This is a genomic window from Blautia sp. MSJ-19, from assembly GCF_018918125.1.
GTDB lineage: Bacteria > Bacillota > Clostridia > Lachnospirales > Lachnospiraceae > Blautia_A.
The window spans coordinates 213360-235893 of record NZ_JAHLQA010000034.1 but is presented as its reverse complement, the minus strand read 5'-3'; the positions used below and the strand labels follow the sequence as shown (position 1 = coordinate 235893).

Genomic DNA, 22534 nt, shown 5'->3' with positions numbered 1-22534 from the left:
AATAACTCTACTCTCCTCTAAGCTGTTCTTCTTTTAATATGCGTTGAAACTGTAGCGGCAAAGAAGCCTCAAAACATTTGCCGGACAGTTTTTGCAGTCTGCCCTCCAGTTTTGGAAAGGTCAGACGGTATGCGTGAAGCAGTTGATGCCTCAGATTATAGTGTTCCCGGAAATAATGGTTGAATTGTGAATCTCCATATTTGGTATCACCGGCGAGCGGATGTCCTTCAGATGCCAGATGTGCACGGATCTGATGGGTGCGTCCGGTGATCAGGCGAACCTTCAGAAGGGTCACTTCTCCATTATGACATACAGGAGTATACTGTGTTTCTATTGGCTGTGCATCTTTGCTCCTGTTCTGTGATACGGTGACTTTGTTAAGGTTCGGATCTTTTGACAGAAATCCACGGATATGCTCTGGCCGTGTAACGATTCCCTCTACGATACAGAGATAATCTTTGTGGACCGTACGGTCATGGAACAGAGTTGACAGTTCCTGCAATCCAGCAAGAGATTTGCCTGCAGCGATGATACCGCTGGTATTTTTATCCAGACGGTTACATACAGAGGGATGAAAGGTCCTCAGATCTTCTTCTGTCAGAGATCTGTTTTGCAGAAGATAGCCGATCAGATATTCTACCAGAGATGGTTCTTTTGTATCGGCGGGCTGTGAAAGCATGCCGGCGGGTTTATTGATCAGCAGGATATCAGAATCCTCGTATATGATGTCAAGATCTGTCAAAGCTCTCGCGGTCTGCTCCTGATGGCTGAATTTGGAAAAAGTCTCATCACTGAGAAACAGCTTAATCTGATCTCCGGCGCTGAGTTTTTCATTTCCAGTTGCTTTTTTGCCGTTTAAGGTAATATTTTTTTTGCGAAGCATCTTGTAAAAAAAGCTTTTGGGTGCATTTCGAAGCAGCTTGGCAAGATATTTGTCAAAACGCTGCCCTGCTTCGTTTTCGGTAATTTGGAATTCTCTCATAAAACTTTTATAAACTCCTTTACAGGCAGATTGCAAGGATGGTGTGCTTAATCAGCTCATTTCTGGAAAGTTCCGGATATTTCTCATCCGGGCGGAACTTGATTCCTTCTTCCAGAGATTCTTTATGTGCATTCATGGAATCCAGACGTTCCAGAAAAGGCTCCAGCCTTGTAAAGATTTTGACAGTTGCCTTAAAACTGTTTCCTCTGAGAATCTTCTGGCATTCCTGTTCCATGAAAGCTGCATCTACCTTAGGATCGCTACTGTATCCGACAACAGTGTTTCCACAGATGGCAAATGCGTCAATATTTGCACTCTTTTCGTAAAATGTCATGTACATTTCATAAGACATTGTAAGTGCACCGGCATGTTCGTGGATTTTATGGTATACAGATGCATCCACAGGTTTAGCACGGAAAAGCATTATCAGGCTGACCAGAGATTTGCACGCAGGAAGACAGCCGACAACAGCTATTACAGTCCAGATGGTCAGTCTGGTATGAAAATACAGGATTGCAGAAAAAAAGATCAACAGGGGAACTGCGAATAAAACAGTGGTGATAAGGATTCGTTTTTTCTTTTCAGAGGCAAGGTATCCGAAATCTCCTTTTCGAATGAAAGTACTCTTTTTTGTTTTTTTCATGAAACGCTCCTTTGGCTACTTTTTTACTTTTTTCTTGTGAGTATTACGAATTGTTCTGCGTGCCGGTTTGTGTGAAGAACTGGCATTTTTGTCAGAGGATGGATTTCCACCCTTTCGCTCCGGACGAATCAGACATTTTGGCCCAAATCCTACCAGATCCATGCGACCGGCTTTTTGCAGTCCTTCCAAAACCAGTTTGCGGTTGGCCGGATTTTTGTACTGCATCAATGCACGTTGAATTGCTTTTTCGTGAGGATCTCTTGGCACATAGACAGGTTTGCCATCCAATGGGTCGATACCGGTATAATACATACAGGTAGATAAGGTGGATGGTGTAGGATAAAAATCCTGCACCTGTTCCGGTGTGAAACCGAGATCACGGACATATTCTGCGAGTTTTACAGCATCTTTAAGTGTACACCCAGGATGTGATGACATAAAGTACGGAACAGCATATTGTTTCTTTCCGGTTGCTTCGTTTGCTTTATCATATTCTCGAAGAAAGGTCTGATATACCTGATGAGATGGCTTGCCCATATAATGAAGTACCTGATCAGAAACATGTTCCGGTGCCACACGAAGCTGGCCACTGATGTGATATTTTACAAGCTCCTGCATAAATACAGGACTTTTATCTGCTACAACATAATCAAAACGTACACCTGACCGGATAAAGACTTTTTTGACACCCGGTACTTTGCGGAGCTTCCGAAGAAGAGAAACGTAATCGGAATGATCTACCTGGAGATTTCCACATGGTTTTGGGAAAAGGCACTGGCGATTCTGGCAGACACCTTTGGTCAGCTGTTTCTGGCAGGAAGGCTGCCGGAAATCTGCAGTTGGGCCGCCTACATCGTGGATATATCCCTTGAAATCAAGGTCTTTAGTCATTTTGACGGCTTCCTTCAAAATAGATTCATGACTTCGTGTCTGAAGGATTCTGCCCTGATGGAATGTCAGAGCACAAAAATTACAGCCGCCGAAACAGCCACGGTTGCTAGTAAGACTGAATTTGATTTCTTCCAGGGCAGGGATTCCACCCTTTGCATTATACATTGGATGCCATGTATCCGTGTAGGGCAGGTCATAGACATCGTCCATCTCCTGTTGGGTCAGTGGCTGTGCGGGTGGATTCTGTATGACATATCCTCTGTTGCCATAGCTTTCGGCCAGGGGGCTGGCTGTAAACGGATCTGTATTGCGGTACTGAATGGCAAAACTTTCAGCATAGATGCGTTTGCTGGATGATACTTCCTCATAAGAAGGAAGTACGAGGGGTTCATAAGCACGGGACAAATCTTTGCTCTTGTAAACAGTGCCTGGAATATAAGTAATCTCTTCGACTGGAAGTCCGCTCTGCAGAGCTTCTGCAATCTGAAGAATGGAGTGCTCGCCCATGCCATAAGAAATCAGATCAGCACCGGAATCCATCAGTACGCTGCGTCGTACCCGGTTGTTCCAGTAATCATAATGGGCAAGTCTGCGCAGGCTTGCTTCAATACCGCCAAGGATAATAGGGGTATGTTTGTATGTTTGCCGGATAAGATTGCTATATACGACTGTTGGCATATCCGGGCGCAGACCCATTTCACCACCTGGGGAATAAGAGTCTTTCTGGCGGTGCTTGCGGGATACGGTATAGTGATTGACCATAGAGTCCATATTGCCGGCAGTTACAAGAAAACCAAGTCGGGGTTCACCAAAAACCTGGATACTTTCTTTCTTTTTCCAATCTGGCTGTGGAATGATTCCAATGCGATAACCTCGGCTTTCCAGAAGGCGACTGATGATAGCGGAACCAAAAGAAGGATGATCGACATAGGCATCTCCTGTGATATACACAAAATCAACCTGATCCCAGCCGCGTTGCTGCATTTCCTGTTTTGTTACGGGTAAAAACTTTTGCATTTATATACTCCTAAAATGAAACGGACTGGGCACGATAACCCTCCGCAATAATATCAAGCTGCCGATGAAATCGAGCGAGCTGCTGCAGATCTTTGGTACGAAATACGCGCAGAAATTCGTCCTGAATCTTTTCGACTTCCCGTTTGTTAGAGATTTTATAGAGGTTTTCGATACTGAGCAGAATATCTTTTACCAGATTTGACTGTGTCTGGGATGAATTCTGTGCGTCCATGATTTCATCACGTACGGAGGACATTTCCTGATCCAGGGCAATGATCGCGTCGGCGGCATTGCTGAGGCGCTCCGCTACATGTAATGGCATTTCACCTTTGTATTTGTATTGCAGGGAATGTTCGATGGTAGCCCAAAAATTCATGGCCATGGTACGAATCTGTATTTCTGCCTGAAGTTTTTTGGGACCATTGATCGTATCTACTGTATAATAGATGATCAGGTGATAGCTTCGATATCCACTCTGCTTGATGTGTTTCAGGTAATTTTTTTCACTTTTGACGACCATATCGCTACGCCTGCGGATGATGGACGCCACTGTATCGATATCTTCTTCAAACTGGCAGATGATACGGATGCCGGCAATATCCTCAATCTCCTCTTCCATTTTGTCCATGGGAATATGCTTGCGCTGCATTTTTTCCAGAATACTCGGAAGACTTTTGACGCGTCCACTGACCTGTTCTATCGGGGAATACAGGTCGTTTTGCTTGTGTTCATCTATAATATGTTCAAACTTGACCATCAGTTCTCTGACTGCAAGTTCATATGGACATAAAATACTTCTCCATAACTGTATTTCCATAAATATCGCTCCTTGCAGGATTGTTGCTTTGAAGTTCATAACTGAAATATCAAAAGACAAAACTTCCCATACAGTATAACACAATTTGTACAATTTTTGTTAGTAATATGTGTACTTTCTGATATTTTTTCTTACTGCGAGCAGAATATGATAAGGATTTATGCTGAGCTCTTCTGTTCCGGGAACAGAAATATAAATTCCAAGGTGCAGATGTACCGGGAATTTTCCGGATGTTCCCTCCTTGCCATATCCGGTATTTCCCATAAAACCAAGGATATCACCGGCATGTACGGTATCTCCCGGAGAAAATTCTTTTTCGTAGGACGCGAGGTGGGCATAGTAAAAATAGCCACCAGAATCCGCACGAATACCAATACGATATCCACCCAGAGGAAGCCATCCCTTTTGTTCAACGACACCGTCAGTCATGCTGATGATCGGATAATAGCCGGATATAGTATTCTGACCGAACAGATCAGTACCTTCGTGATGACGGGAACCACCATAGCTTCTGGATTCCATCCAGGAATCTTCAAAGAATACAGCAGAATCTGCTACCGGAAAAAAACGGAGATCATTCCAGACAGCACGATAAGCTTTTTTTAGAAGCAGAAATTCGTATTTTTTGTATTTCAGATAAAGATGGGAATCCTGATAGATTTTGTGAGGATGAAAATTGCCGGTAAGCATGGTCGTAGTCAGAACACCGGTCCAATCCGGAGAAAAAACAGTATTTGTTGTCAGGGAATCATAAAGATCAGGAGAAAGATCTTGTTCACGAAAGTCATCCGAAAACCAGATGTCTTTTTTCAAAGTAGATACAGTACTTCGTTCTGAAAGAATATATGTTAATATAACAGAGCTGAGAATACATATGGACAGTAAAATAAAGAAAGAATGTGAACGGGACATAGGAGATCTCCCCGACAGTAGTATTGTGCTAATATATGATGTGGAAATTTCAAAAAGACTCCGCATAGTGCGAAGTCTTTTTGGAAAAATATGAAAAAAATCAGTCTTTTAACTGTTCCAGAACTTTTACAAGATAGTTCCATACACGTTCTGTAGATGCAATATCCAGAATTTCTTCAGAAGTATGAATATCTTTCATGTTGGGTCCAAGGGAAACACAGTCAAGTCCTTCGATTTTTTTGTAAAACAGGCCACATTCCAGACCGGCATGGATTGCTACAACTTCTGGCTTCTGTCCGTACATTTCCTCATATATATCAACCATTTTGTCTCTCAGCGGGGATTCCTTACGGTACTCCCATGCAGGATAAGCTCCCTGAATCTCGTATTCACCACCAAGAAATTCAGTCAGGTACTGAATTTTGTCAGACAGAGCATCTCTTGCTGCTTCTACGGAGCTTCTGACCCCGGAGCTTCCAAAAAACTCGTCTTCTGAAAGCTTCACAATACCGATGTTGGTAGAAGTTTCTACAAGTCCCTCAATATTTGCACTCATTTTCTGAATGCCGAAAGGAATTTCCATCAGATAGAACAGAACTTTTTCACGGCTGGTCGGATGAAGTACCTGTGTGATTTCGTGATTTTCTTCTGAAATCTGAACAGAAATGTTTTTGTCACTTCCGTCGTATTCTTCACGGAAGTTCTCTTCTGTTTTGGCTGCGTATGATTTAACTGCTTCAATTTCTTCTTTTGAGACGAGAATGCTGCAGACAGCTTCACGTGTAATGGCATTGTCTTTCTGCCCGCCGGTCATGGAAATGATTTCATAAGCGGCTTCTCTTTTGAGTCCATACAGGAAACGACCCATCAGAATGTTGGCATTTGCACGCTTCTTATCAATCTCAGCACCGGAATGTCCACCTATCAGACCGCAAATTTTTATCTGAAGTTTTTCACCTTCCGCTTCTACTCGCTGCACCGGAATATGGCTGACTGCAGAAAGTCCGCCGGCACAACTGATCCAGAGGCTTCCCTCTGCTTCAGAGTCCATGTTGATCATACGTTTGCCTTTAAGGACACTGCAGTCAAGTCCCACTGCACCAAGCAGACCGATTTCTTCATCGACTGTGATGAGGACTTCCAGAGCTGGATGAGGCAGATCGGTGCTGTCCAGAAGTGTCAGTGCATAAGCAACTGCGATACCATCATCTCCGCCGAGTGTAGTTCCGTTGGCAGTGATATAACCGTCTTTGACAGAAAGATTGAGTCCATCTTTCTCAAAATCATGTTCTACATCTGGCCTTTTTTCGCAGACCATATCCATATGGCCCTGAAGAATAACGGTCGGAGCATTTTCGTATCCAGCAGTGGCTGGTTTGTAGATTACTACATTGTTCATTTCATCCTGAACATAATCAAAATTATGTTCTTTGGCAAAATTTACCAGATAGTCACTGATCTGTTTTGTGTTTCCAGAGCCATGAGGAATTTTACAGATTTCTTCAAAATAGTAAAAAACTCTTTTAGGCTCACAGTTTTCTAATACTCTCATAATGATTTCCTCCATTAAACATTTGTTACATATATTTTTATCGACATATCTGTCTGATATGCGGCATAGGATAAAGAAAAAAGCGGCAGTTTTTATGAAGCTTCTTATAAAAAGAATTGGTTGGACTGCCATCAGTCTGTTATTGGTATTATTTTTACTTTGTTATCCGGAAGATGCACTCTGCGCAGCAAGAAGTGGTATGAATCTGTGGCTGAATGTGATCCTGCCAACACTGCTTCCGTTTCTGATCCTGACTGGGATCCTGATCCATGTGGACCTGACAGGAACCTTGCTGAGACCATTGGAAAAGATATGGAATCTCCTGCTGGGAATTTCAGTCAACGGAGCGTATGCATTACTGATAGGAATTCTGTGCGGTTATCCAATGGGGGCAAAAGTTACCTCTGATCTGTATGAAAGCCAGAAAATAGACAAAACTGAAGCGGAATATCTTCTGACTTTTGTGAATCATCCGAGTCCGGTTTTTTTACGTACATATATGTGTCATATCTGCCTGAAAGATCAGGTGGATTTTGTACAGGTCTGGTTGCTTCTGCTGCTTGCAAACCTGCCGGTTTTACTGTTCTTTCGATTTATAGTTTTTAAAAACAATACTTGTACAGCAGCTGCTCATAAAACTGTGAAAAAAAAGACATCCATCTCAAGCTCAACAGGAGCTTTTCTGGATGTCTCCATTATGAATGGGTTTGAAACAATCACCCGACTCGGCGGGTATATCCTTATGTTTTCCATTCTGTCGTCCTGCATTTGTCGATTCTGGAAATCTGAACAGATACCGGGATATATAATCTCCGGAATCATGGAAATAACGACAGGGCTGTATCAGCTCCAATCGGCAAATCTCCAGTTCATGACAAAATATATGCTGGCAGTATTTCTGACAGCATTTGGCGGGATTTGCATTACCTTCCAGACAAGAAGCGTGATTACGAAAAGGCTGTCATTGATACCTTATGTAATCGCAAAACTTCTGACTGGGAGTATAGCAGTATTACTCGTATTATTCTTCGTCAAGATTGTCTAACAGAGTATCCTCATCCGGAGTTTCTGCTGGCATTTCTTCATGGTATGAACCGGTCATAGCGGCTGCCTGTGCAGTCTGTGGAGCCAGTTCCTGACGGTTATGATTGACAACATCCAGACAACTCTGCAGGGAATCAATAAATCCCTTGTATTTGCCGCCCGCATCTTCCAGAGTCTGATTCAGGACAGAACCAATGTTTGCCATCATATCATCAGTATAAGTGATCGCGCTCAGACGAATACTGTTGGCATCCTGTGTCGCAGAATCAAGAATCTCCTGAGCCTGTTTGTTTGCAGCATTGATAGTGTCATTTGCCTGGGCATACGCCTTCTGCATGATCTCGTGCTGAGTTACGAGTTCCTGGGCTTTTACCTGTGCATCAGCGATCAGACTGTCAGCTTTGGACTGCGCATCTTCGAGGATTGCGTCTTTGTTGCTGATAATTTTCTGATAACGTTTGATCTCATCAGGAGTCTTAAGACGAAGCTCTCTCAGAAGCTCCTGGATCTCTTCTTTGTTTACAATGATTTTTGTTGCGGATAATGGCTGAAATTTACAACTTTCTATAAATTCATCAATTTCATCAATAAGCTGTTCGATTCTGCTGCTCATAATGTATTCTCCTTGTTCTTATCTTTTTCTTCCTGCAGTTTTGCATACAGTGTCTCTATGATCTCCGGCGGTGCAAAGCTAGACAGATCACCACCGAAACGGGCAACTTCCTTCATGATCGTGGAGCTGACATAAGCGTATTCCAGAGTGGTTGTAAGGAATACGGTATCAACATCCGGAGCCAGGACACGATTTGTCTGAGCCATCTGGAGTTCATATTCAAAATCTGTGACAGCACGCAGACCACGAACAATCACCTGTGCATGATTTTCTCTGGCAAAATTAACAGAAAGCCCATCAAACGGTTTGATTATCACGTTTGGAATGTCTTTTGTTGCCTTTTCCAATATATTAACACGTTCCCTCACAGAAAACAACGGACTTTTTGCAGAATTCTGCAAAACTCCCACTACTACTCTGTCAAAAGAGACGCTTGCACGGCGGATAACATCCAGATGACCATAAGTTGCAGGGTCAAAGCTTCCCGGATATACTGCTGTTACCATATGTGTTTTCTCACTTTCTTTTATGCAAAAATATATGTTTGTTTGTTTTGTATTCTTTGGAACGGGATAATTCGTATCCAAGATCTTCAACATACGAAAAATCTGTGTGCAGATCAGCCTCGACCACGATCAGGGTATCGGCATCTGCCAGAGTACTGTCCTTCAGATAATCAAGTACCTGATGCTCAAGATCTTTGCTGTATGGAGGATCCATAAAAATACAGTCAAAGGCCTCTTCACCCTCAAGAGAACGAAGTGCCTGTAAAACATCCATGTTCAGCAGTTTACCATGTTCAGCAAGTTTTGTAAATGTAAGATTCTCCCGGATGCATGCGCATGCCTTGGGATTTTTTTCTACGAAGACAGCAGATTCCGCACCACGACTCAGTGCTTCAATTCCAATACCGCCACTGCCACTGAACAGATCAAGAAAACGACAGTCAGGAATTTCCGGCTGTAAAATATTGAATAAAGTTTCTTTGATCCGGTCAGTAGTCGGTCGGGTTTCCATGCCAGGAACGGTCTTAAGACTAAGACGTCTGGCTTTTCCAGCAATTACTCTCATTTCAGATTCAGTCTCCAATCCAGGTCACCACGGGCAAGACCGAGAATCAAAAGCTCTGCCGTTGCGATGTTGGTGGCAACCGGTATATTATACTGGTCACAGCGCATAACGATAGCTGTGATATCCGGTTCTTTCGGGTCAATCATAACCGGATTATAAAAAAGAATAACCATGTCAAGATCCTGACGCTCTACCATTTCCATGAATTGTTTGTCCCCGCCAATGCTTCCGGCAAGAAACTTATGAACATGAAGGTTTGTGGCCTCTTCGATTCGACGACCGGTGGTTCCAGTGGCATAGACCTCATGTTTGGCTAGGATATTCTTGTAGGCGATACAGAAATCTTCAATAAGTACTTTTTTACTGTTGTGTGCAATGATTCCTAAATTCATCGTTCATCTCTCCATTTTCACCAATACATTTACTGGTTTTTTTATAATGCAGCTATTCGCATATATTATAACAAGTCAACAAAAAAATGGCAATTAAATCTTGCAAATATATACAAAATTCATGGAAAATTAATATTTCTATTATTTTACACTTCTTTTTGCAAAATGTAAACCATTGCACGCAGAAAAAAACAGTGCTGTTTTATATCTGCGAACAGTTATAAAACAGCACTATTTCAGTCAGAAATCGTCAAATCTGATTCACGGAACAAAAAATTAATACTGTTCGTTCTGAGAATTGCCGGACATCTGACGTTCCTGCTGCTCGATCATTTTTTTGACCATATAGCCGCCTACGCTTCCGTTCTGCTTGGAAGTAAGGTTTCCGTTGTATCCGTCTGTAAGCGGAACCCCCAGTTCATTTGCAACTTCAAATTTAAAACGATCCAGGGCTCCTTTGGCTTCCGGTACAACTGCTCTGTTAGAAGAAGTATTTTTTGTCATGATTATTTCCTCCTTGGTTTTCGTTTAATTGGATGTTACAGTGCTAGTATATGAAGATAAAAAAGAAATACACTGGAACATTCTGCACGAACTGGAAGAAAATTTAAAAATCACGATCAGGCATTTTTGCCGTCTCCGCTGGTAAAATATTCCTGTACAAGTTTTACGACTACACCGGAAAGCAGGAATACAGCAATCAGGTTCGGGATTGCCATCAGACCGTTAAAGGTTTCGGCAATATTCCACAGAAGTCCAAGATCTACAGTGGCACCAAGAATGGCTACCAGGGAATATAAAACCATGAAAGGTTTTATTGTTTTGGAACTTCCGAACAGAAATTCACAGCATCTTGCACCATAAAGTCCCCATCCGATGATCGTGGAAAATGCAAAACAGCACATTGCAACAGCAGTAAAGATAGAGACCCAGCTGCCATATGTAGAAGTAAAGCCAAGAATGGTAAGCTCTGCACCGGCTGCGTCGCCATAAGAAACCGGTATGCCACTGCAGAGAATAACCAGTGCTGTGAGGGTACAGATTACAATAGTATCTGTGAATACTTCAAAAATTCCAAAGAATCCCTGTTTGACAGGTTTGCGAGTATCGGCACATGCATGTGCAATTGAACCGGTACCAAGTCCTGCTTCGTTTGAAAAGATACCTCGGGACACACCTTTTTTCATACTCATAAAAAAGCTTCCCACTGCTCCGCCGGTAACAGAAGCCGGAGTAAACGCACCCTTAAAAATAGAAGAAAATACATAAGGAACACGATTTACATTGAGGAGAACAACACCAAGTGCAAGAACGATATAAAAAACTGCCATAAATGGAACGAGCTTTTCTGTTACCTGACCGATTCGTTTGATTCCTCCAAGAAGAACCAGAGCGACAAGCGCAGCAATGATAATGCCCATGATTAGGTTAGCTGTTGAAATACCGTCAGAAGAAATGAGGTTATAGTTCATCAGGGCAGAATCAACAGCTGCAGTGATCGTATTTACCTGTGTGGCATTTCCGGTTCCGAATACGGTAAGTACACCAAAAGCAGAAAAAAGATAGGCAAGCCAATGCCAGTGCTTTTTGAGACCGTTTTTGATATAATACATCGGACCGCCAACGAGTTCACCATTTGCATTTGTTTCACGGAAATGGACGGCCAGTGTTACTTCTGAAAATTTTGTACACATGCCGAGAAGTGCGGAAATCCACATCCAGAATACGGCACCAGGGCCTCCGATGGCAATCGCTCCTGCAACACCGGCAATATTTCCTGTACCGACAGTGGCGGCAAGTGCTGTACAGACAGCCTGAAACGGGGTCATGCTTCCATCAGAAGCTTCACGCTTGCGGAGCATACGTCCAACGGTGGTTTTCATGGCATACGGGAATTTTCTTATCTGAAGAAAACCTGTGCGTATGCTGAGGTAAAGACCTACGCCGATAATACAGATCATTGCGGGTACACCCCAGATGAAATTGTTTACAGCATTGTTGATTGATTCAATTACAGACAACATTCATTTAATCCCTCTCTTCTTATTTGACTGTTTTGTAAGAACAAATGTCGTGCTAAAGCAGACAGATTCTCTTTATAATAGCATGAATTTGCAAAAAAGTACAGAAAATGATAAGAAACGGTTAATCTGGTGTAAAAAAAATCAGATGATCAATTCTGACCATCTGATTCTTGCATAACAGGAATTGTCTTATAATCCGATGAATCCTGTTATATCACCGTTGATAACATAATGTGCACCGTTATCTTCCGGTTTGATATAAACTTTCAGATCTACAAGATCTGCTTCTTTTTTGCCCATTTCTTCAGTCCAGATTTTTTTGATGCTGTCTACGATGTCTTTTTCAAAGACTTCCTTGCCAAGCCACTGTACATATACTTCTGTATTTAAAGAAACAGCTTTTTTAGAAACAGTTTTTCTCGCAGCCGGTTTTTTGACAGCAGCTTTTTTAACTGTTGTTTTTTTGGCAGCTGTTTTTTTGACAGTAGTTTTAGCTGGTTCAACAGCGATATTTGCAGGAGCCTCTTTTTCGGTAGCCGGTTTCGCAGTAGATGTCTTGAGTTCTGCTTTTTTTGTCGTTGTTCTTGTAGCCATAATAGCCTCCTTACAAGGTGAATATAATTTTACGGTACTAGAATACTACGTTTTTCTCCAATTTGCAACGTTTTCTTTCAAAGACCGAATCCACCGGGAGCATTTTTCTGACATTTCAGTAGTTGCTTTTTTAAAAGGGCATGTTGTTCAAGCGAGAGATCCGGATCCAACGAAAGGATTTCTGCCGCGGCTTCGCTGGCAGATTTCAGGATTTCAGAATCATTGTAAATGTCCCCAATCCGAAATTCCATCACTCCACTCTGACGGATGCCGAAGAGGTCTCCGGGACCTCTGAGTTTCAGGTCTTCTCCTGCAATAAAGAAGCCGTCATTGGATTTATTCAGAATTTCCAGGCGTTTGGAAGTGGTTTCTTCTTTGGAACTCTGAATGAAAATACAGTAAGACTGATGTTCGCCACGTCCTACCCGGCCACGAAGCTGATGAAGCTGTGCAAGTCCGAATCTTTCTGCGTTCTCAACCATCATAACAGTCGCATTTGGAACATTTACACCTACTTCTATAACGGTAGTCGATACAAGAATCTGAATTTCATTTGCTGCAAATTTTTCCATGATCAGATTCTTTTCTTTGGCTTTCATTTTTCCATGTAGGGAGGTGATCTGAATTTCCGATGGAAAGATTCCTTTTAATTTTTTGGTATAATCAAGAACATTTTCTGCTTCCAGTCCTTCACTCTCTTCTACCATTGGGCAGATAATATAGGCCTGGTGTCCCTCTTGTATCTGCTTCTGGATAAAGGAATATGCCTTGGGACGATATGAAGTATCGACAATACAGTTTTTGATTGGAAGCCTTCTGGCAGGAAGTTCATCAATAACGGAGATATTGAGATCACCATAGAGAATGATAGCCAGCGTTCTTGGAATCGGCGTAGCACTCATGACCAGAATATTTGGAGGATTTCCTCTGGTTGTAAGGGCTTCTCTTTGCTTGACCCCGAAACGATGCTGTTCATCGGTGATGACCAGGGCAAGATTGCAGTATTCTACCTTTTCCTGAATCAGTGCATGTGTGCCGATGATGATACTGGCTTCGCCAGAGGCTATTTGGCTGTAAATCTCTCTTTTTTCTTTTGCAGTATTGCTTCCCGTAAGCAGTACAACAGAAAAATGAAGTCCCTGTTCATCCTGCAGTTTGAGAAAGCCCTCGTAATGCTGTCTGGCAAGGACTTCTGTAGGTGCCATCAGTGCAGCCTGATATCCATTTTCACAGGCAAGGATCATAGCGAGAAACGCAATGATCGTCTTGCCACTTCCAACATCGCCCTGAATAAGTCTTGACATCAATGCCTGACCGGACATGTCGCGTTCAATTTCATGCCAGGTATTTAACTGCGCATTTGTCAGAGAATATGGAAGACTTTCGATGATCTGTTCGGTGGTCCATGTTTTACTGATTGGAAAACAGTTGGGAGTTTCTTCTGTTTTTTCTTTTAACATCTGAACAGAAAGGATAAAAAACAGAAATTCGTCAAACACCAGACGTTTTCTGGACAAAAGAAGCTCTTCCATATTATGAGGAAAATGAATCGTGCGCAGTGCATAGTTGATGTCTGCAAGTTGATAGCGTTCTCGTACTTCTTCCGGAAGAAATTCATTATACATAGGAAGATTTTGCAGGAGTTGCTGCACCATTTTGGTTACAGTTTTGTTGGAAAGACCTCCAGTGAGACCATAAACAGGTTGAAGGCTATGCAAGATTTCTTCATAAGCTGCCGGAGTAAAGACTTCCGGATGTTCCAGCTGAAGCCTGGACTGTTTGTGTATAATACGACCACGAAAAACAAAAACACTGCCCTTTTTTAATACTGTACGGAGATATGGCATGTTAAACCATATTACGTTGATTTTTCCGCTGGAGTCCTGGATCGTTGCAGTGATGATCTGCTTTCCTTTTACGGAACTAACGTAAACGCCGGAACATACCGCAGCAGAGACGGATTTTACCGTCCCCTCTTCTAAGTCTGCGATATCTACCGGCGTTTCAAATGCATCATAATTTCGCGGGTAGTAATGCAGGAGATCATCGGTATCATAGATGCCGAGTTTCTGAAACAGTTTTTCTGTTTTTTCTCCTACACCCTTTAAGGTCTGTAAACTTTCACCCATGTTTATTCTACGGAGATAATGTAGTAGTAAATCGGCTGTCCACCGTTGTTCACTTCTACTTCACATTCTGGATATTTTTCTTCAAGTGCAGCTGCCAGTGCTTCTGCTTTTTCTTCGGTTGTATCTGTTCCGTAATAGATACTGATTACTTCTGCGTCATCTGTCATCATGGCATCTACAGTACTGATGGCAACATTCTCTTTGCCACTTCCTACAGAAAGAATTCCTTTGTCACCGATACCCATGATATCACCTTCGTGAATTTCTTTGTCTTCGATACGGGTATCACGAACAGCGTATGTGATCTGACCGGTACGTACACGGGAAATTGCATCGATCATTTCTTCGGTATTTTCTTCATCCGTCTTTTCTGGAACAAAACTGATCAGTGCGGTAACTCCCTGAGGAATCGTTTTGGTTGGAATTACAATGATCTTTTTGTCTTCTGTAAGATCACGTGCCTGATTGGCTGCCAGAATGATATTTTTATTGTTTGGAAGGATATAGATTGTTTTGGCATTGACTTTATCAATTGCATTCAGCATATCCTCTGTACTTGGATTCATGGTCTGACCGCCTTCAATCAGATAATCGACTCCGAGCTCACGGAAAATATCTGTAAGACCAGCACCTGCAGAAACTGCAATAAAACCGGTTTCTTTTGGTGGGGTCTGGTTCTTTTCTTCCTCTTCCTGCTGTTTGGCGAGCTTTTCAGCATCTTTGATCAGTTTTTCCTGATGTTCTTCGCGCATGTTGTCGATTTTCATACGTGAAAGTGCTCCATAAGTCAGGGCACGTTCAATTGCCTGACCAGGATGATTGGTATGCACATGAACTTTTACAATCTCATCGTCTGCGACAAGAACAATAGAATCACCGATAGATGTAAGAAATTCCTTGAAAGAATGTTCCTCTTCTACAGGCATAGGCTTGTTGAGAAGAATGATAAATTCTGTGCAGTAACCGAATTTGATATTTGCCTCAGCCTGAGGAGAAATTTTTGTAACGGATGCTCCTGCCGGTTTTTCAAAAGCAGAATAGTCTATTTCTTTTCCAAGGAATCCGTCGATCGCACCGCGAAGGACTTCAAGAAGTCCCTGTCCGCCAGAGTCAACAACACCTGCTTCTTTTAAGACTGGAAGCATATCAGGTGTCTTGGAAAGAGTAATCTCTGCATGCTGGAATACATCATGAAAAAAAGGTTCCAGTGCTTCTGCTTCCGGAGCAATTTCAAGAGCTTTGGCGGCAGCTTCCTTGGCTACAGTAAGAATGGTTCCTTCCTTTGGTTTCATAACTGCTTTATAGGCTGTCTCAACAGCACGTTCCATAGCATCAGCGATAGTTACAGCGTCTAATTCGCTGTGTTTTTTGACACCTTTGGTAAATCCACGCAGAAGCTGGGACAGGATAACACCAGAGTTTCCGCGGGCACCGCGAAGAGATCCTGAAGAAATAGCTTTTGCCAGGGTCTCCATATCCGGATCTGTCAGCGCGCTTACTTCTGCAGCGGCAGACATGATCGTCATTGTCATATTAGTACCTGTATCTCCGTCTGGAACAGGAAATACATTTAATTCATTGATCCATTCTTTTTTTGCTTCCAGGTTTTTGGCACCGGCCAGAAACATTCTGGAAAGTACTTTGGCATCTATGGTTTTTATATTCACCACAAGTTCCTCCTCTGACTTTTAATCGATGGCGCGTACGCCTTCCACATAGATGTTGATCTTTTCAATTTCCATACCGGTGAAATCTTCAACTTTATATTTTACATTGCTGACAAGATTGTCTGCAATCGTGCTGATATTTACTCCATATGCAACGATCACGTGAAAATTCAGGCGAATTTTGTTTTCTTCAGTAACCGATACACTAATGCCATGTTTCAGGCTTTCTTTGCGAAGAAGTTTAACCAATCCGTCTTTCATACTGACAGCAGCCATTCCTACAATACCGAAACATTCGACTGCAACACTTCCTGCATAGGTAGCAATAACGTCTGTATCAATGACGATTTGTCCTAATCCGGAATCTATACGTCCATTCATATAGGTACCTCCAATTTTTTAGTATGCATGTATTATAACCTTTTTTTGAAGAAAAAGGAATATTATTTTTAGAATTTCTGTTTTTTTACTTGCAAAAGGTAAATTCATCTGTTAAAATAAGACCTGTTGAAAAAAAGCGTCAAGGAGGTGCTATCATGGCTAAATGTGCAGTTTGTGAAAAAGGTGCTTATTTCGGAAATAATGTAAGTCATTCACATAGAAGATCTAATAAAATGTGGAAATCTAACGTAAAGTCCGTTAGAGTTAAGACTGCTACTGGCGGTGCACAGAAGATGTATGTATGTACTTCTTGTCTGAGATCCGGAAAAGTAGAAAGAGCATAAGAGTTCAATCAATAAGAACGATCGCAGAAATGCCTGGAGGGGATATCCTTCCAGGCATTTTTTCGTACAAAGCAATAAGTGGTTATCGACAGAACATATGATATCCGCACAGAAGGCAAAGGCCGGCTGAGATTACAAGGATCACATGTTCTGCGACCAGCATACCGATTACCATTCCGATTCCAATACAGAACAGCATAAAACCCAGGAGCCTTCCCATATTCCGACCTCTGTTCTAATAGAACTTACAGTATTATATGCGAAGATGCTCCTGGGAATGAATGTGAGGAGTCTTATTCTGCTGTTTCAGTGTCTGAAGAATCGTCTTTTCCAAATCCAGATGAAAAACGGTCTACAAAATCAGGAACCATATCCAGAACTTTGGTAAGTCCGTCCTGATTTTTGATGTTGACCAGTTTGGTGGAACCATTCTGAATGACAAGTACAGCACTTGGAGTCAGTTTTCCGGTCATACCACCGCCTCCATTACTCTTCTTTTCTCCCTCAAAAGCGCCTGCACCTACACCGAAAGAGACATCGACAAGAGGAAGAATGATCGTATCTCCTACGTGGATAGCATCTCCTACAACGGTTTTGGCTGAAATAAAAGCATCCAGACCTTTGAAGAGTGAGTTTACAGTATCTTTGAAATTGTTTTCGCCTGACATAATCAGTCCTCCTTATTATGTTTCCATCGTCTGATGACATATTTGATATTTTTGTTAAAATATAATTCTACTGCTGTGCGTACAAGCAGAAATCCATAGACACGCCCTTTTAATTGAACAGAACCTTCCAGAATATTGCGGTCCTCAAAGACGGGAGTAACAGAAATACAGTTTTGATGTAATGGAATAGTCATTCCAAGAACCGCAAGAACTGTACCGGTTACAGAGGGATCTGTGCTTCCAAAAGTAAGCGTTCCCTGAATTTTTGTCGGGAATACATGACGGAGAAGTTTTTGGAATTTTGTTTTGACCAGAGAAAAGGCTGCTCTGGTTCTGGGGTGTTCCAGAAAACTTCTGTATGCCTCTATCTTAGCACAAATATTTTCGATTGTTAAAGAAAAATTCTCAACAGTGGAAGGAATCTTTTTGATTTTTTCCAGAAAATATCTGATATGGTCGCAGATAGTACGGCAAATGTTTCCGAGGCGGAAAAAGAATCCTTCTATTTTTATTTTCCAGTAGTGCAGTTCTGCTTCCTTCTCTTCTTTTGTTTGTTCTTCTGCAGTTGCTTTTTCAGAAAAATCAGAGGATGGCGGAAAAAGGCTGTCTGTTTTTTCTGAGATAGTGTCTGAAACTGAAGGAGCAGGATCTGTTTCACTGTAGCTGCCCGAAATATTGGTGTCCGACAGGGTTTCCTGCACAGAAGATGTCGGTCTCTTATTATGAGAGATTTTGCGGGAACGAAAATGCTGTATCAGTTTCAGGAGCGGGATGCCAAATAATCTGAAATCTGATTTTGTCTGTTCTCTGCTGTAGTCAAAATGTATGGCGATGCCTCCAAACAGCCAGCTTACTTTGGCGTGGGCAGATATATCGCGAAAAGAGGAAGTTTCTTTTGCTACAGCTGCACTGTATCTGACCGGACAGAATAAAAGGAGAAGGACTGCTAATAAGATCAGCCCAAGCAGTATGCCTGCCAGTATTAATATAAATTTGATCAGTATCCACAAAATATGTAGCATGCGTTCACCTGTTCTTCCAATATTCTTTTACTTTAAAATCACCGGTCTCTTCATAGATAGTCTGAATCATCAGTGTAACCAGTTCCAGAGCTTCGTCTTTTCCGCTGGCAATTCCAACAATCTCCGGACACATACGTGCGGCAGTTTCCTGAATAAGTGTCATGGCGGGCAAAATTTCCAGAAGATTATGAGGATTGTCCGAAAGGGTAATCAGATAAACTCCGGGGACGGGTTTTCCCAGAGCAAGTTTCAGACGGATTCTGGAGGCATGCTGAATACCGTTGCCCTTATAATATTTTTTGTGCCATTTCAGCATCTGCTTCATTGCTCCTTTAGAATATAAGATTAGGACTTTCCCAATACAAAGGATATCCCTTTTTTTTAAATTTAAACAGGGCTGCGTAAAGTACGCAGCCCTGTCTGAATACATTTTTGCAGAACTTAAACTCTGCGCTGTTTCCCCCAGAGTCCCTGACTCCGCATTTCCAGATATTCCTGATATGCTTTTTCTACAATTTGCTTCTCATTGGAGAAACGGAGAAGGTGATAGATCTCATGAAATTTGTAATAACCGGAATCTACGAAGAACTCTTCTCTCTGAGGTCTGCTATGATAATTATCAGCCGTCATCAGATACCAATGTACTTCTTTTGTAACGATATCTTCAGGTACCGTAAAATTATAATGACTTTTGCCAATATATTTCACTACGGAAGCTTTGACTCCTGCTTCTTCATGCACCTCGCGTAAAGCGGTCTGAATATGTGTTTCACCCGGCTCTACGGTTCCCTTCGGCAGCACCCAGCCTTCATAACGATTTTTGTAAGACTTGTACAGTGCCAGTATTTTACCACGATAAATTACCACACCGCCACAGCTCGTTGCTTCTATCATTTTGCAATTTCCTCCTGTAATGCGTGTGAGTTTTATATCTCGAACTGGTTATAGTATAACTCTTTTTTAATTAACTGGCAACTATAACTTCGGGTATCAGTCAAAGTAATAGGCATCAAAGAGATCTGCGGCAATCGGAACAGCGGCTTCACTTCCGGTTCCGCCACCTTCTACGATGATTGCAACAACAAGATCCGGATCATCGACATTGGAATAACCGATAAACCAGGAATGACTGGAACCATTTTCATCATACTCTGCAGAACCGGTTTTGCCGGCGACACTGTATCCACGCCCATTGAGTGCAGTAGCAGTTCCGTTTTGTACAACACCCTGCATCAGTTTGCCAAGCAGAGCTGCCTCGTTGCTGGTCATCAGATTTTTATACGTAGCTGGTTCAGTTGTTGTGACTGTATCGCCGCTGTCATTAACTACTTTATCAATAAGATATGGCTTCATCAGAACACCATTGTTGGCAATGGCACTTGTGATCAGAGCCATATGCATAGGAGATACCAGAGTATTACCCTGACCAATTGCAGTTTGCATGATCAGTGGAATGCCTGAACTGCCATTCAAAGTAAAAGAACTTTTTCTATAGGAGTTTAATGGCAATTTCTGGTTAAAGAGGAGATCTTCACTTGTTTTGAGCAGGGAAGCTCCTCCAAGCTCGGTTCCGATTTCGGCAAATGCACAGTTACAGGAGTTGGCAAATGCAGAGTAGAAATCTTCTGTACCATGAACTTTTCCCCCGTAACATTGAATGGTATGCTCTTCTTTTGTAATCGTGCCCTGACAGTCAAAAGAAAATCCGTTGAAGCTTCCTTTGCTGCGGAAATAATCCAGCGCAGTTACGACTTTAAAAGTAGATCCCGGAGGATACTGTCCCATAGTTGCGCGGTTAAGAAGACTGCTGTTTGTTTCATCGTTTACAAGTGTGTCCCAGTTCTGGGCAATGGTATTCGGATCAAAATCTGGCTTGCTTACCATGGCAAGAATTTTGCCGGTGGAAGGTTCCAAAGCAACAACTGCTCCTTTGCGATCGCCAAGAGAATTGTAAGCTGTGGTCTGCAAATCTGCATTCAGAGTAGATACAACCGTATCTCCTGTATTTTTAGTTCCCATGAATTCATTACGAATCTGATTCAGAAAGAAATCATGGGAGGACAGAAGCTGGAAGTTTGCTTCGGATTCAAGTCCACTTTTGCCGTTGGTATCGTAGCCGACTACATGAGCAAAGATGCTTCCATAAGGGTAAGATCTCTCTTCTGTTCCATCCTCAGAAACATTTGTCTGTGCAAGTACTTCTCCATCTGAAGATATGATCTTGCCGCGGACAACACGGTCTGAAAAAGAATCCTGGCGTGTATTGTAAGGACTGTTAATGAAGTCATCACTTTTTAGTGTGTTAAAATAAATCAGGTAACCGATCAGTCCCATAAAGATAATGATAAAAAAGAAGGAAACTCCGGTATAGCCTCGATTTCTGGTACGTCGTCGTTTATCGGATCTGACGCGTTCTGTTGATTGTCTCTCCTGAACGGAGTCTCTGTACTGCTTCCTGTTTTCGTTTCTCAAATTCCTCGTCCTCGTCTTCTCTTAGAATATAAAGTCCCTGAATGATCGCAAGCATCAGGATGGTACATAACAGGGAACTTCCTCCATAACTTACCAGAGGAAGTGTAACACCTGTCATAGGAATAAATTTGGTAGCACCGCCAATAGTGAGGAATACCTGAAAAGCATATTCCACGCCAAGTCCCAGAGCAATCAGTTTGTAAAATGGATTGATGATCCGCAATGCAATATTGACGATCATCAGGAAAAAGCTCATACATACAAGAATCAGGCAAATGGCAAAAATACCACCAAGTTCTTCACAGATTGCACTGAAAATAAAGTCATTTTTTACAACAGGAATAGATTCCGGAGAACCCTGGCATAAGCCCATACCAAACCAGCCGCCGGTACCAATTGCAAAAAGAGACTGTACAATCTGATAACCTTCATTTTGATAAACTGCCATAGGATCTTTCCAAGCACTGACTCTCTGGCGAACGTGTCCGAACAGATGGTAGGCAACTACGGCACCAGCAGAACCGCCGCCAAGCCCAAGTGCAAGATAGCCAAAATTCCTTGTAGCTACATATACCATTACCAGATATGTGACAAAAAAGATAACAGCACTTCCGAGATCCCTGGACAGAACCAGAATACCAACATGGAGTGCGGCAACGATCGTGACCTGTACAATGGCACGAAAACTGGTATTTCTTGACAGATAAGATGCCATGAAAAATACAAAAGTAATCTTGATTGCCTCAGAAGGCTGAACCCCCATCAGGGAAAGTTTGGCACCATAACTGGTCTGTGCCAGTGCGAATACTGCCCCCAGTAAAAGGATACCAACACCAGCATAAAGCCAGGTCAGTTTGCGCAGAAAGCGCATCTTACGTATCATGACCGGGACAATGAGCGCAACTGCACTGGCTCCGGCAGCAACCAAAAGCTGTTTTTGCGCAGCGGAGATATCCAACCGGCACAGCATGATGAATCCGACACTCAAAAGCATGCACATATTATTCAGAAGAAGGATGGATGCTTTTTTATAAAACAGGCGGTACAGAATCTGAATTGCTGCAAAAAACAGAAGCATTTCTGCATAAAATTCTACAACCTTAAAATTAAAGGTTTTCAGGTAAATAACAAGAAATGCAGTAAAGTCAATAAAGAAGATCAAAAGAAGCTGTTGCCGCAATAGTTCTTTGCGTTCTTCTTCATCTGATTGTCGTACCGTATAGAAACAATGAAAGGTATATACAATCATCAGTGTCAGGATGATATACTTGGATAATTCTACAATTACATTAATCATAT

General features: G+C 42.2%; 25 protein-coding genes. 2 read left to right on the top strand and 23 right to left on the bottom strand.

Annotated elements, in window-relative coordinates; translation table 11 throughout:
- Window positions 1-7: 7 nt before the first annotated feature.
- The 6 genes from KQI91_RS12195 to KQI91_RS12170 form a co-directional block, all read right to left on the bottom strand.
- Window positions 8-982 carry an RluA family pseudouridine synthase gene (locus tag KQI91_RS12195; protein ID WP_216393048.1) on the bottom strand — a complete coding sequence of 325 codons (975 nt, stop codon included), beginning with the start codon at window positions 980-982 and terminating at the stop codon, window positions 8-10.
- A gap of 19 nt (window positions 983-1001) precedes the next feature.
- The gene (locus KQI91_RS12190) at window positions 1002-1625 is read right to left on the bottom strand and encodes a hypothetical protein (RefSeq protein ID WP_216393047.1); all 624 of its coding nucleotides are present in this window, start codon (window positions 1623-1625) and stop codon (window positions 1002-1004) included.
- Window positions 1626-1640: 15 nt separating this feature from the next.
- Window positions 1641-3533 (bottom strand): YgiQ family radical SAM protein, encoded by a 1893-nt coding sequence (locus KQI91_RS12185; RefSeq protein ID WP_216393046.1) that lies wholly within the window; start codon window positions 3531-3533, stop codon window positions 1641-1643.
- A gap of 10 nt (window positions 3534-3543) precedes the next feature.
- Window positions 3544-4350: a GTP pyrophosphokinase gene (locus KQI91_RS12180; protein ID WP_216393045.1), complete on the bottom strand. Its 807-nt coding sequence runs from the start codon at window positions 4348-4350 to the stop codon at window positions 3544-3546.
- Window positions 4351-4449: 99 nt separating this feature from the next.
- A complete protein-coding gene (locus KQI91_RS12175) occupies window positions 4450-5262 on the bottom strand; it encodes a M23 family metallopeptidase (protein ID WP_253288564.1) in 813 nt (270 codons plus the stop codon).
- Between the two features lie 100 nt (window positions 5263-5362).
- On the bottom strand, window positions 5363-6814 hold the full coding sequence (locus KQI91_RS12170) for an aminoacyl-histidine dipeptidase (protein ID WP_216393044.1): 1452 nt from the start codon (window positions 6812-6814) through the stop codon (window positions 5363-5365).
- A 94-nt stretch (window positions 6815-6908) separates the two neighbouring features.
- Between KQI91_RS12170 and KQI91_RS12165 the strand changes: the two genes are divergently transcribed.
- The gene (locus KQI91_RS12165) at window positions 6909-7859 is read left to right on the top strand and encodes a hypothetical protein (RefSeq protein WP_216393043.1); all 951 of its coding nucleotides are present in this window, start codon (window positions 6909-6911) and stop codon (window positions 7857-7859) included.
- On the opposite strand, the gene KQI91_RS12160 is transcribed toward KQI91_RS12165, so the two are convergent.
- From KQI91_RS12160 to KQI91_RS12115, 10 genes are all read right to left on the bottom strand, one after another.
- A complete protein-coding gene (locus KQI91_RS12160; protein WP_216393042.1) occupies window positions 7836-8471 on the bottom strand; it encodes an ATPase in 636 nt (211 codons plus the stop codon). The genes KQI91_RS12165 and KQI91_RS12160 overlap by 24 nt on opposite strands.
- On the bottom strand, window positions 8468-8977 hold the full coding sequence (gene coaD, locus KQI91_RS12155) for a pantetheine-phosphate adenylyltransferase (protein ID WP_216393041.1): 510 nt from the start codon (window positions 8975-8977) through the stop codon (window positions 8468-8470). Before coaD ends, KQI91_RS12160 begins: the two co-directional genes overlap by 4 nt.
- A gap of 10 nt (window positions 8978-8987) precedes the next feature.
- Entirely contained in the window at window positions 8988-9542 is a 555-nt protein-coding gene (gene rsmD / locus KQI91_RS12150) for a 16S rRNA (guanine(966)-N(2))-methyltransferase RsmD (protein ID WP_216393040.1), read from the bottom strand.
- Complete coding sequence (locus KQI91_RS12145) at window positions 9539-9934, bottom strand: methylglyoxal synthase (protein ID WP_022389309.1); 396 nt, start codon at window positions 9932-9934, stop codon at window positions 9539-9541. Before KQI91_RS12145 ends, rsmD begins: the two co-directional genes overlap by 4 nt.
- Before the next feature lie 276 nt (window positions 9935-10210).
- Window positions 10211-10438: an alpha/beta-type small acid-soluble spore protein gene (locus tag KQI91_RS12140; protein WP_216393039.1), complete on the bottom strand. Its 228-nt coding sequence runs from the start codon at window positions 10436-10438 to the stop codon at window positions 10211-10213.
- Window positions 10439-10554: 116 nt separating this feature from the next.
- Window positions 10555-11958, bottom strand: a complete 1404-nt coding sequence (locus KQI91_RS12135; RefSeq protein ID WP_216393038.1) for an alanine/glycine:cation symporter family protein — start codon at window positions 11956-11958, stop codon at window positions 10555-10557.
- A 189-nt stretch (window positions 11959-12147) separates the two neighbouring features.
- On the bottom strand, window positions 12148-12552 hold the full coding sequence (locus KQI91_RS12130) for a DUF6465 family protein (protein ID WP_216393037.1): 405 nt from the start codon (window positions 12550-12552) through the stop codon (window positions 12148-12150).
- Window positions 12553-12629: 77 nt separating this feature from the next.
- Window positions 12630-14681 carry an ATP-dependent DNA helicase RecG gene (recG, locus tag KQI91_RS12125; RefSeq protein ID WP_216393036.1) on the bottom strand — a complete coding sequence of 684 codons (2052 nt, stop codon included), beginning with the start codon at window positions 14679-14681 and terminating at the stop codon, window positions 12630-12632.
- A 2-nt stretch (window positions 14682-14683) separates the two neighbouring features.
- Window positions 14684-16348, bottom strand: coding sequence for a DAK2 domain-containing protein (locus KQI91_RS12120; protein ID WP_216393035.1), 1665 nt, complete (start codon window positions 16346-16348; stop codon window positions 14684-14686).
- 21 nt (window positions 16349-16369) lie between these two features.
- On the bottom strand, window positions 16370-16729 hold the full coding sequence (locus KQI91_RS12115; protein WP_216393034.1) for an Asp23/Gls24 family envelope stress response protein: 360 nt from the start codon (window positions 16727-16729) through the stop codon (window positions 16370-16372).
- 155 nt (window positions 16730-16884) lie between these two features.
- On the opposite strand from KQI91_RS12115, the gene rpmB reads away from it, so the two are divergent.
- Entirely contained in the window at window positions 16885-17073 is a 189-nt protein-coding gene (gene rpmB, locus KQI91_RS12110; protein WP_072521178.1) for a 50S ribosomal protein L28, read from the top strand.
- An 82-nt stretch (window positions 17074-17155) separates the two neighbouring features.
- On the opposite strand, the gene KQI91_RS12105 is transcribed toward rpmB, so the two are convergent.
- The 7 genes from KQI91_RS12105 to KQI91_RS12075 form a co-directional block, all read right to left on the bottom strand.
- Window positions 17156-17293: a hypothetical protein gene (locus KQI91_RS12105; protein WP_216393033.1), complete on the bottom strand. Its 138-nt coding sequence runs from the start codon at window positions 17291-17293 to the stop codon at window positions 17156-17158.
- A gap of 73 nt (window positions 17294-17366) precedes the next feature.
- Entirely contained in the window at window positions 17367-17741 is a 375-nt protein-coding gene (locus KQI91_RS12100) for a GerW family sporulation protein (protein WP_216393032.1), read from the bottom strand.
- A gap of 2 nt (window positions 17742-17743) precedes the next feature.
- Window positions 17744-18763, bottom strand: coding sequence for a DUF2953 domain-containing protein (locus KQI91_RS12095; protein WP_216393031.1), 1020 nt, complete (start codon window positions 18761-18763; stop codon window positions 17744-17746).
- Between the two features lie 4 nt (window positions 18764-18767).
- Window positions 18768-19079: a hypothetical protein gene (locus KQI91_RS12090; RefSeq protein ID WP_216393030.1), complete on the bottom strand. Its 312-nt coding sequence runs from the start codon at window positions 19077-19079 to the stop codon at window positions 18768-18770.
- Window positions 19080-19204: 125 nt separating this feature from the next.
- Window positions 19205-19657 (bottom strand): NUDIX hydrolase, encoded by a 453-nt coding sequence (locus KQI91_RS12085; RefSeq protein ID WP_216393029.1) that lies wholly within the window; start codon window positions 19655-19657, stop codon window positions 19205-19207.
- Window positions 19658-19753: 96 nt separating this feature from the next.
- Window positions 19754-21097, bottom strand: coding sequence for a peptidoglycan D,D-transpeptidase FtsI family protein (locus tag KQI91_RS12080; RefSeq protein WP_216393062.1), 1344 nt, complete (start codon window positions 21095-21097; stop codon window positions 19754-19756).
- 61 nt (window positions 21098-21158) lie between these two features.
- A complete protein-coding gene (locus KQI91_RS12075) occupies window positions 21159-22532 on the bottom strand; it encodes an FtsW/RodA/SpoVE family cell cycle protein (protein WP_216393028.1) in 1374 nt (457 codons plus the stop codon).
- Window positions 22533-22534 lie beyond the last annotated feature (2 nt).

Bases quoted from the DNA above. Each gene is read 5' to 3' on its own strand.
- KQI91_RS12175 (WP_253288564.1), bottom strand. From the start codon at position 5,262: ATGTCCCGTTCACATTCTTTCTTTATTTTACTGTCCATATGTATTCTC.
- KQI91_RS12130 (WP_216393037.1), bottom strand. From the start codon at position 12,552: ATGGCTACAAGAACAACGACAAAAAAAGCAGAACTCAAGACATCTACT.
- KQI91_RS12180 (WP_216393045.1), bottom strand. From the start codon at position 4,350: ATGGAAATACAGTTATGGAGAAGTATTTTATGTCCATATGAACTTGCA.
- rpmB (WP_072521178.1), top strand. From the start codon at position 16,885: ATGGCTAAATGTGCAGTTTGTGAAAAAGGTGCTTATTTCGGAAATAAT.
- recG (WP_216393036.1), bottom strand. From the start codon at position 14,681: ATGGGTGAAAGTTTACAGACCTTAAAGGGTGTAGGAGAAAAAACAGAA.
- KQI91_RS12100 (WP_216393032.1), bottom strand. From the start codon at position 17,741: ATGTCAGGCGAAAACAATTTCAAAGATACTGTAAACTCACTCTTCAAA.
- KQI91_RS12195 (WP_216393048.1), bottom strand. From the start codon at position 982: ATGAGAGAATTCCAAATTACCGAAAACGAAGCAGGGCAGCGTTTTGAC.
- KQI91_RS12160 (WP_216393042.1), bottom strand. From the start codon at position 8,471: ATGAGCAGCAGAATCGAACAGCTTATTGATGAAATTGATGAATTTATA.
- KQI91_RS12115 (WP_216393034.1), bottom strand. From the start codon at position 16,729: ATGAATGGACGTATAGATTCCGGATTAGGACAAATCGTCATTGATACA.
- rsmD (WP_216393040.1), bottom strand. From the start codon at position 9,542: ATGAGAGTAATTGCTGGAAAAGCCAGACGTCTTAGTCTTAAGACCGTT.
- KQI91_RS12135 (WP_216393038.1), bottom strand. From the start codon at position 11,958: ATGTTGTCTGTAATTGAATCAATCAACAATGCTGTAAACAATTTCATC.
- KQI91_RS12165 (WP_216393043.1), top strand. From the start codon at position 6,909: ATGAAGCTTCTTATAAAAAGAATTGGTTGGACTGCCATCAGTCTGTTA.
- KQI91_RS12190 (WP_216393047.1), bottom strand. From the start codon at position 1,625: ATGAAAAAAACAAAAAAGAGTACTTTCATTCGAAAAGGAGATTTCGGA.
- KQI91_RS12185 (WP_216393046.1), bottom strand. From the start codon at position 3,533: ATGCAAAAGTTTTTACCCGTAACAAAACAGGAAATGCAGCAACGCGGC.
- KQI91_RS12090 (WP_216393030.1), bottom strand. From the start codon at position 19,079: ATGCTGAAATGGCACAAAAAATATTATAAGGGCAACGGTATTCAGCAT.
- KQI91_RS12080 (WP_216393062.1), bottom strand. From the start codon at position 21,097: ATGGGACTGATCGGTTACCTGATTTATTTTAACACACTAAAAAGTGAT.
- KQI91_RS12145 (WP_022389309.1), bottom strand. From the start codon at position 9,934: ATGAATTTAGGAATCATTGCACACAACAGTAAAAAAGTACTTATTGAA.
- KQI91_RS12140 (WP_216393039.1), bottom strand. From the start codon at position 10,438: ATGACAAAAAATACTTCTTCTAACAGAGCAGTTGTACCGGAAGCCAAA.
- KQI91_RS12170 (WP_216393044.1), bottom strand. From the start codon at position 6,814: ATGAGAGTATTAGAAAACTGTGAGCCTAAAAGAGTTTTTTACTATTTT.
- KQI91_RS12085 (WP_216393029.1), bottom strand. From the start codon at position 19,657: ATGATAGAAGCAACGAGCTGTGGCGGTGTGGTAATTTATCGTGGTAAA.
- KQI91_RS12095 (WP_216393031.1), bottom strand. From the start codon at position 18,763: ATGCTACATATTTTGTGGATACTGATCAAATTTATATTAATACTGGCA.
- coaD (WP_216393041.1), bottom strand. From the start codon at position 8,977: ATGGTAACAGCAGTATATCCGGGAAGCTTTGACCCTGCAACTTATGGT.
- KQI91_RS12105 (WP_216393033.1), bottom strand. From the start codon at position 17,293: ATGGGAAGGCTCCTGGGTTTTATGCTGTTCTGTATTGGAATCGGAATG.
- KQI91_RS12075 (WP_216393028.1), bottom strand. From the start codon at position 22,532: ATGATTAATGTAATTGTAGAATTATCCAAGTATATCATCCTGACACTG.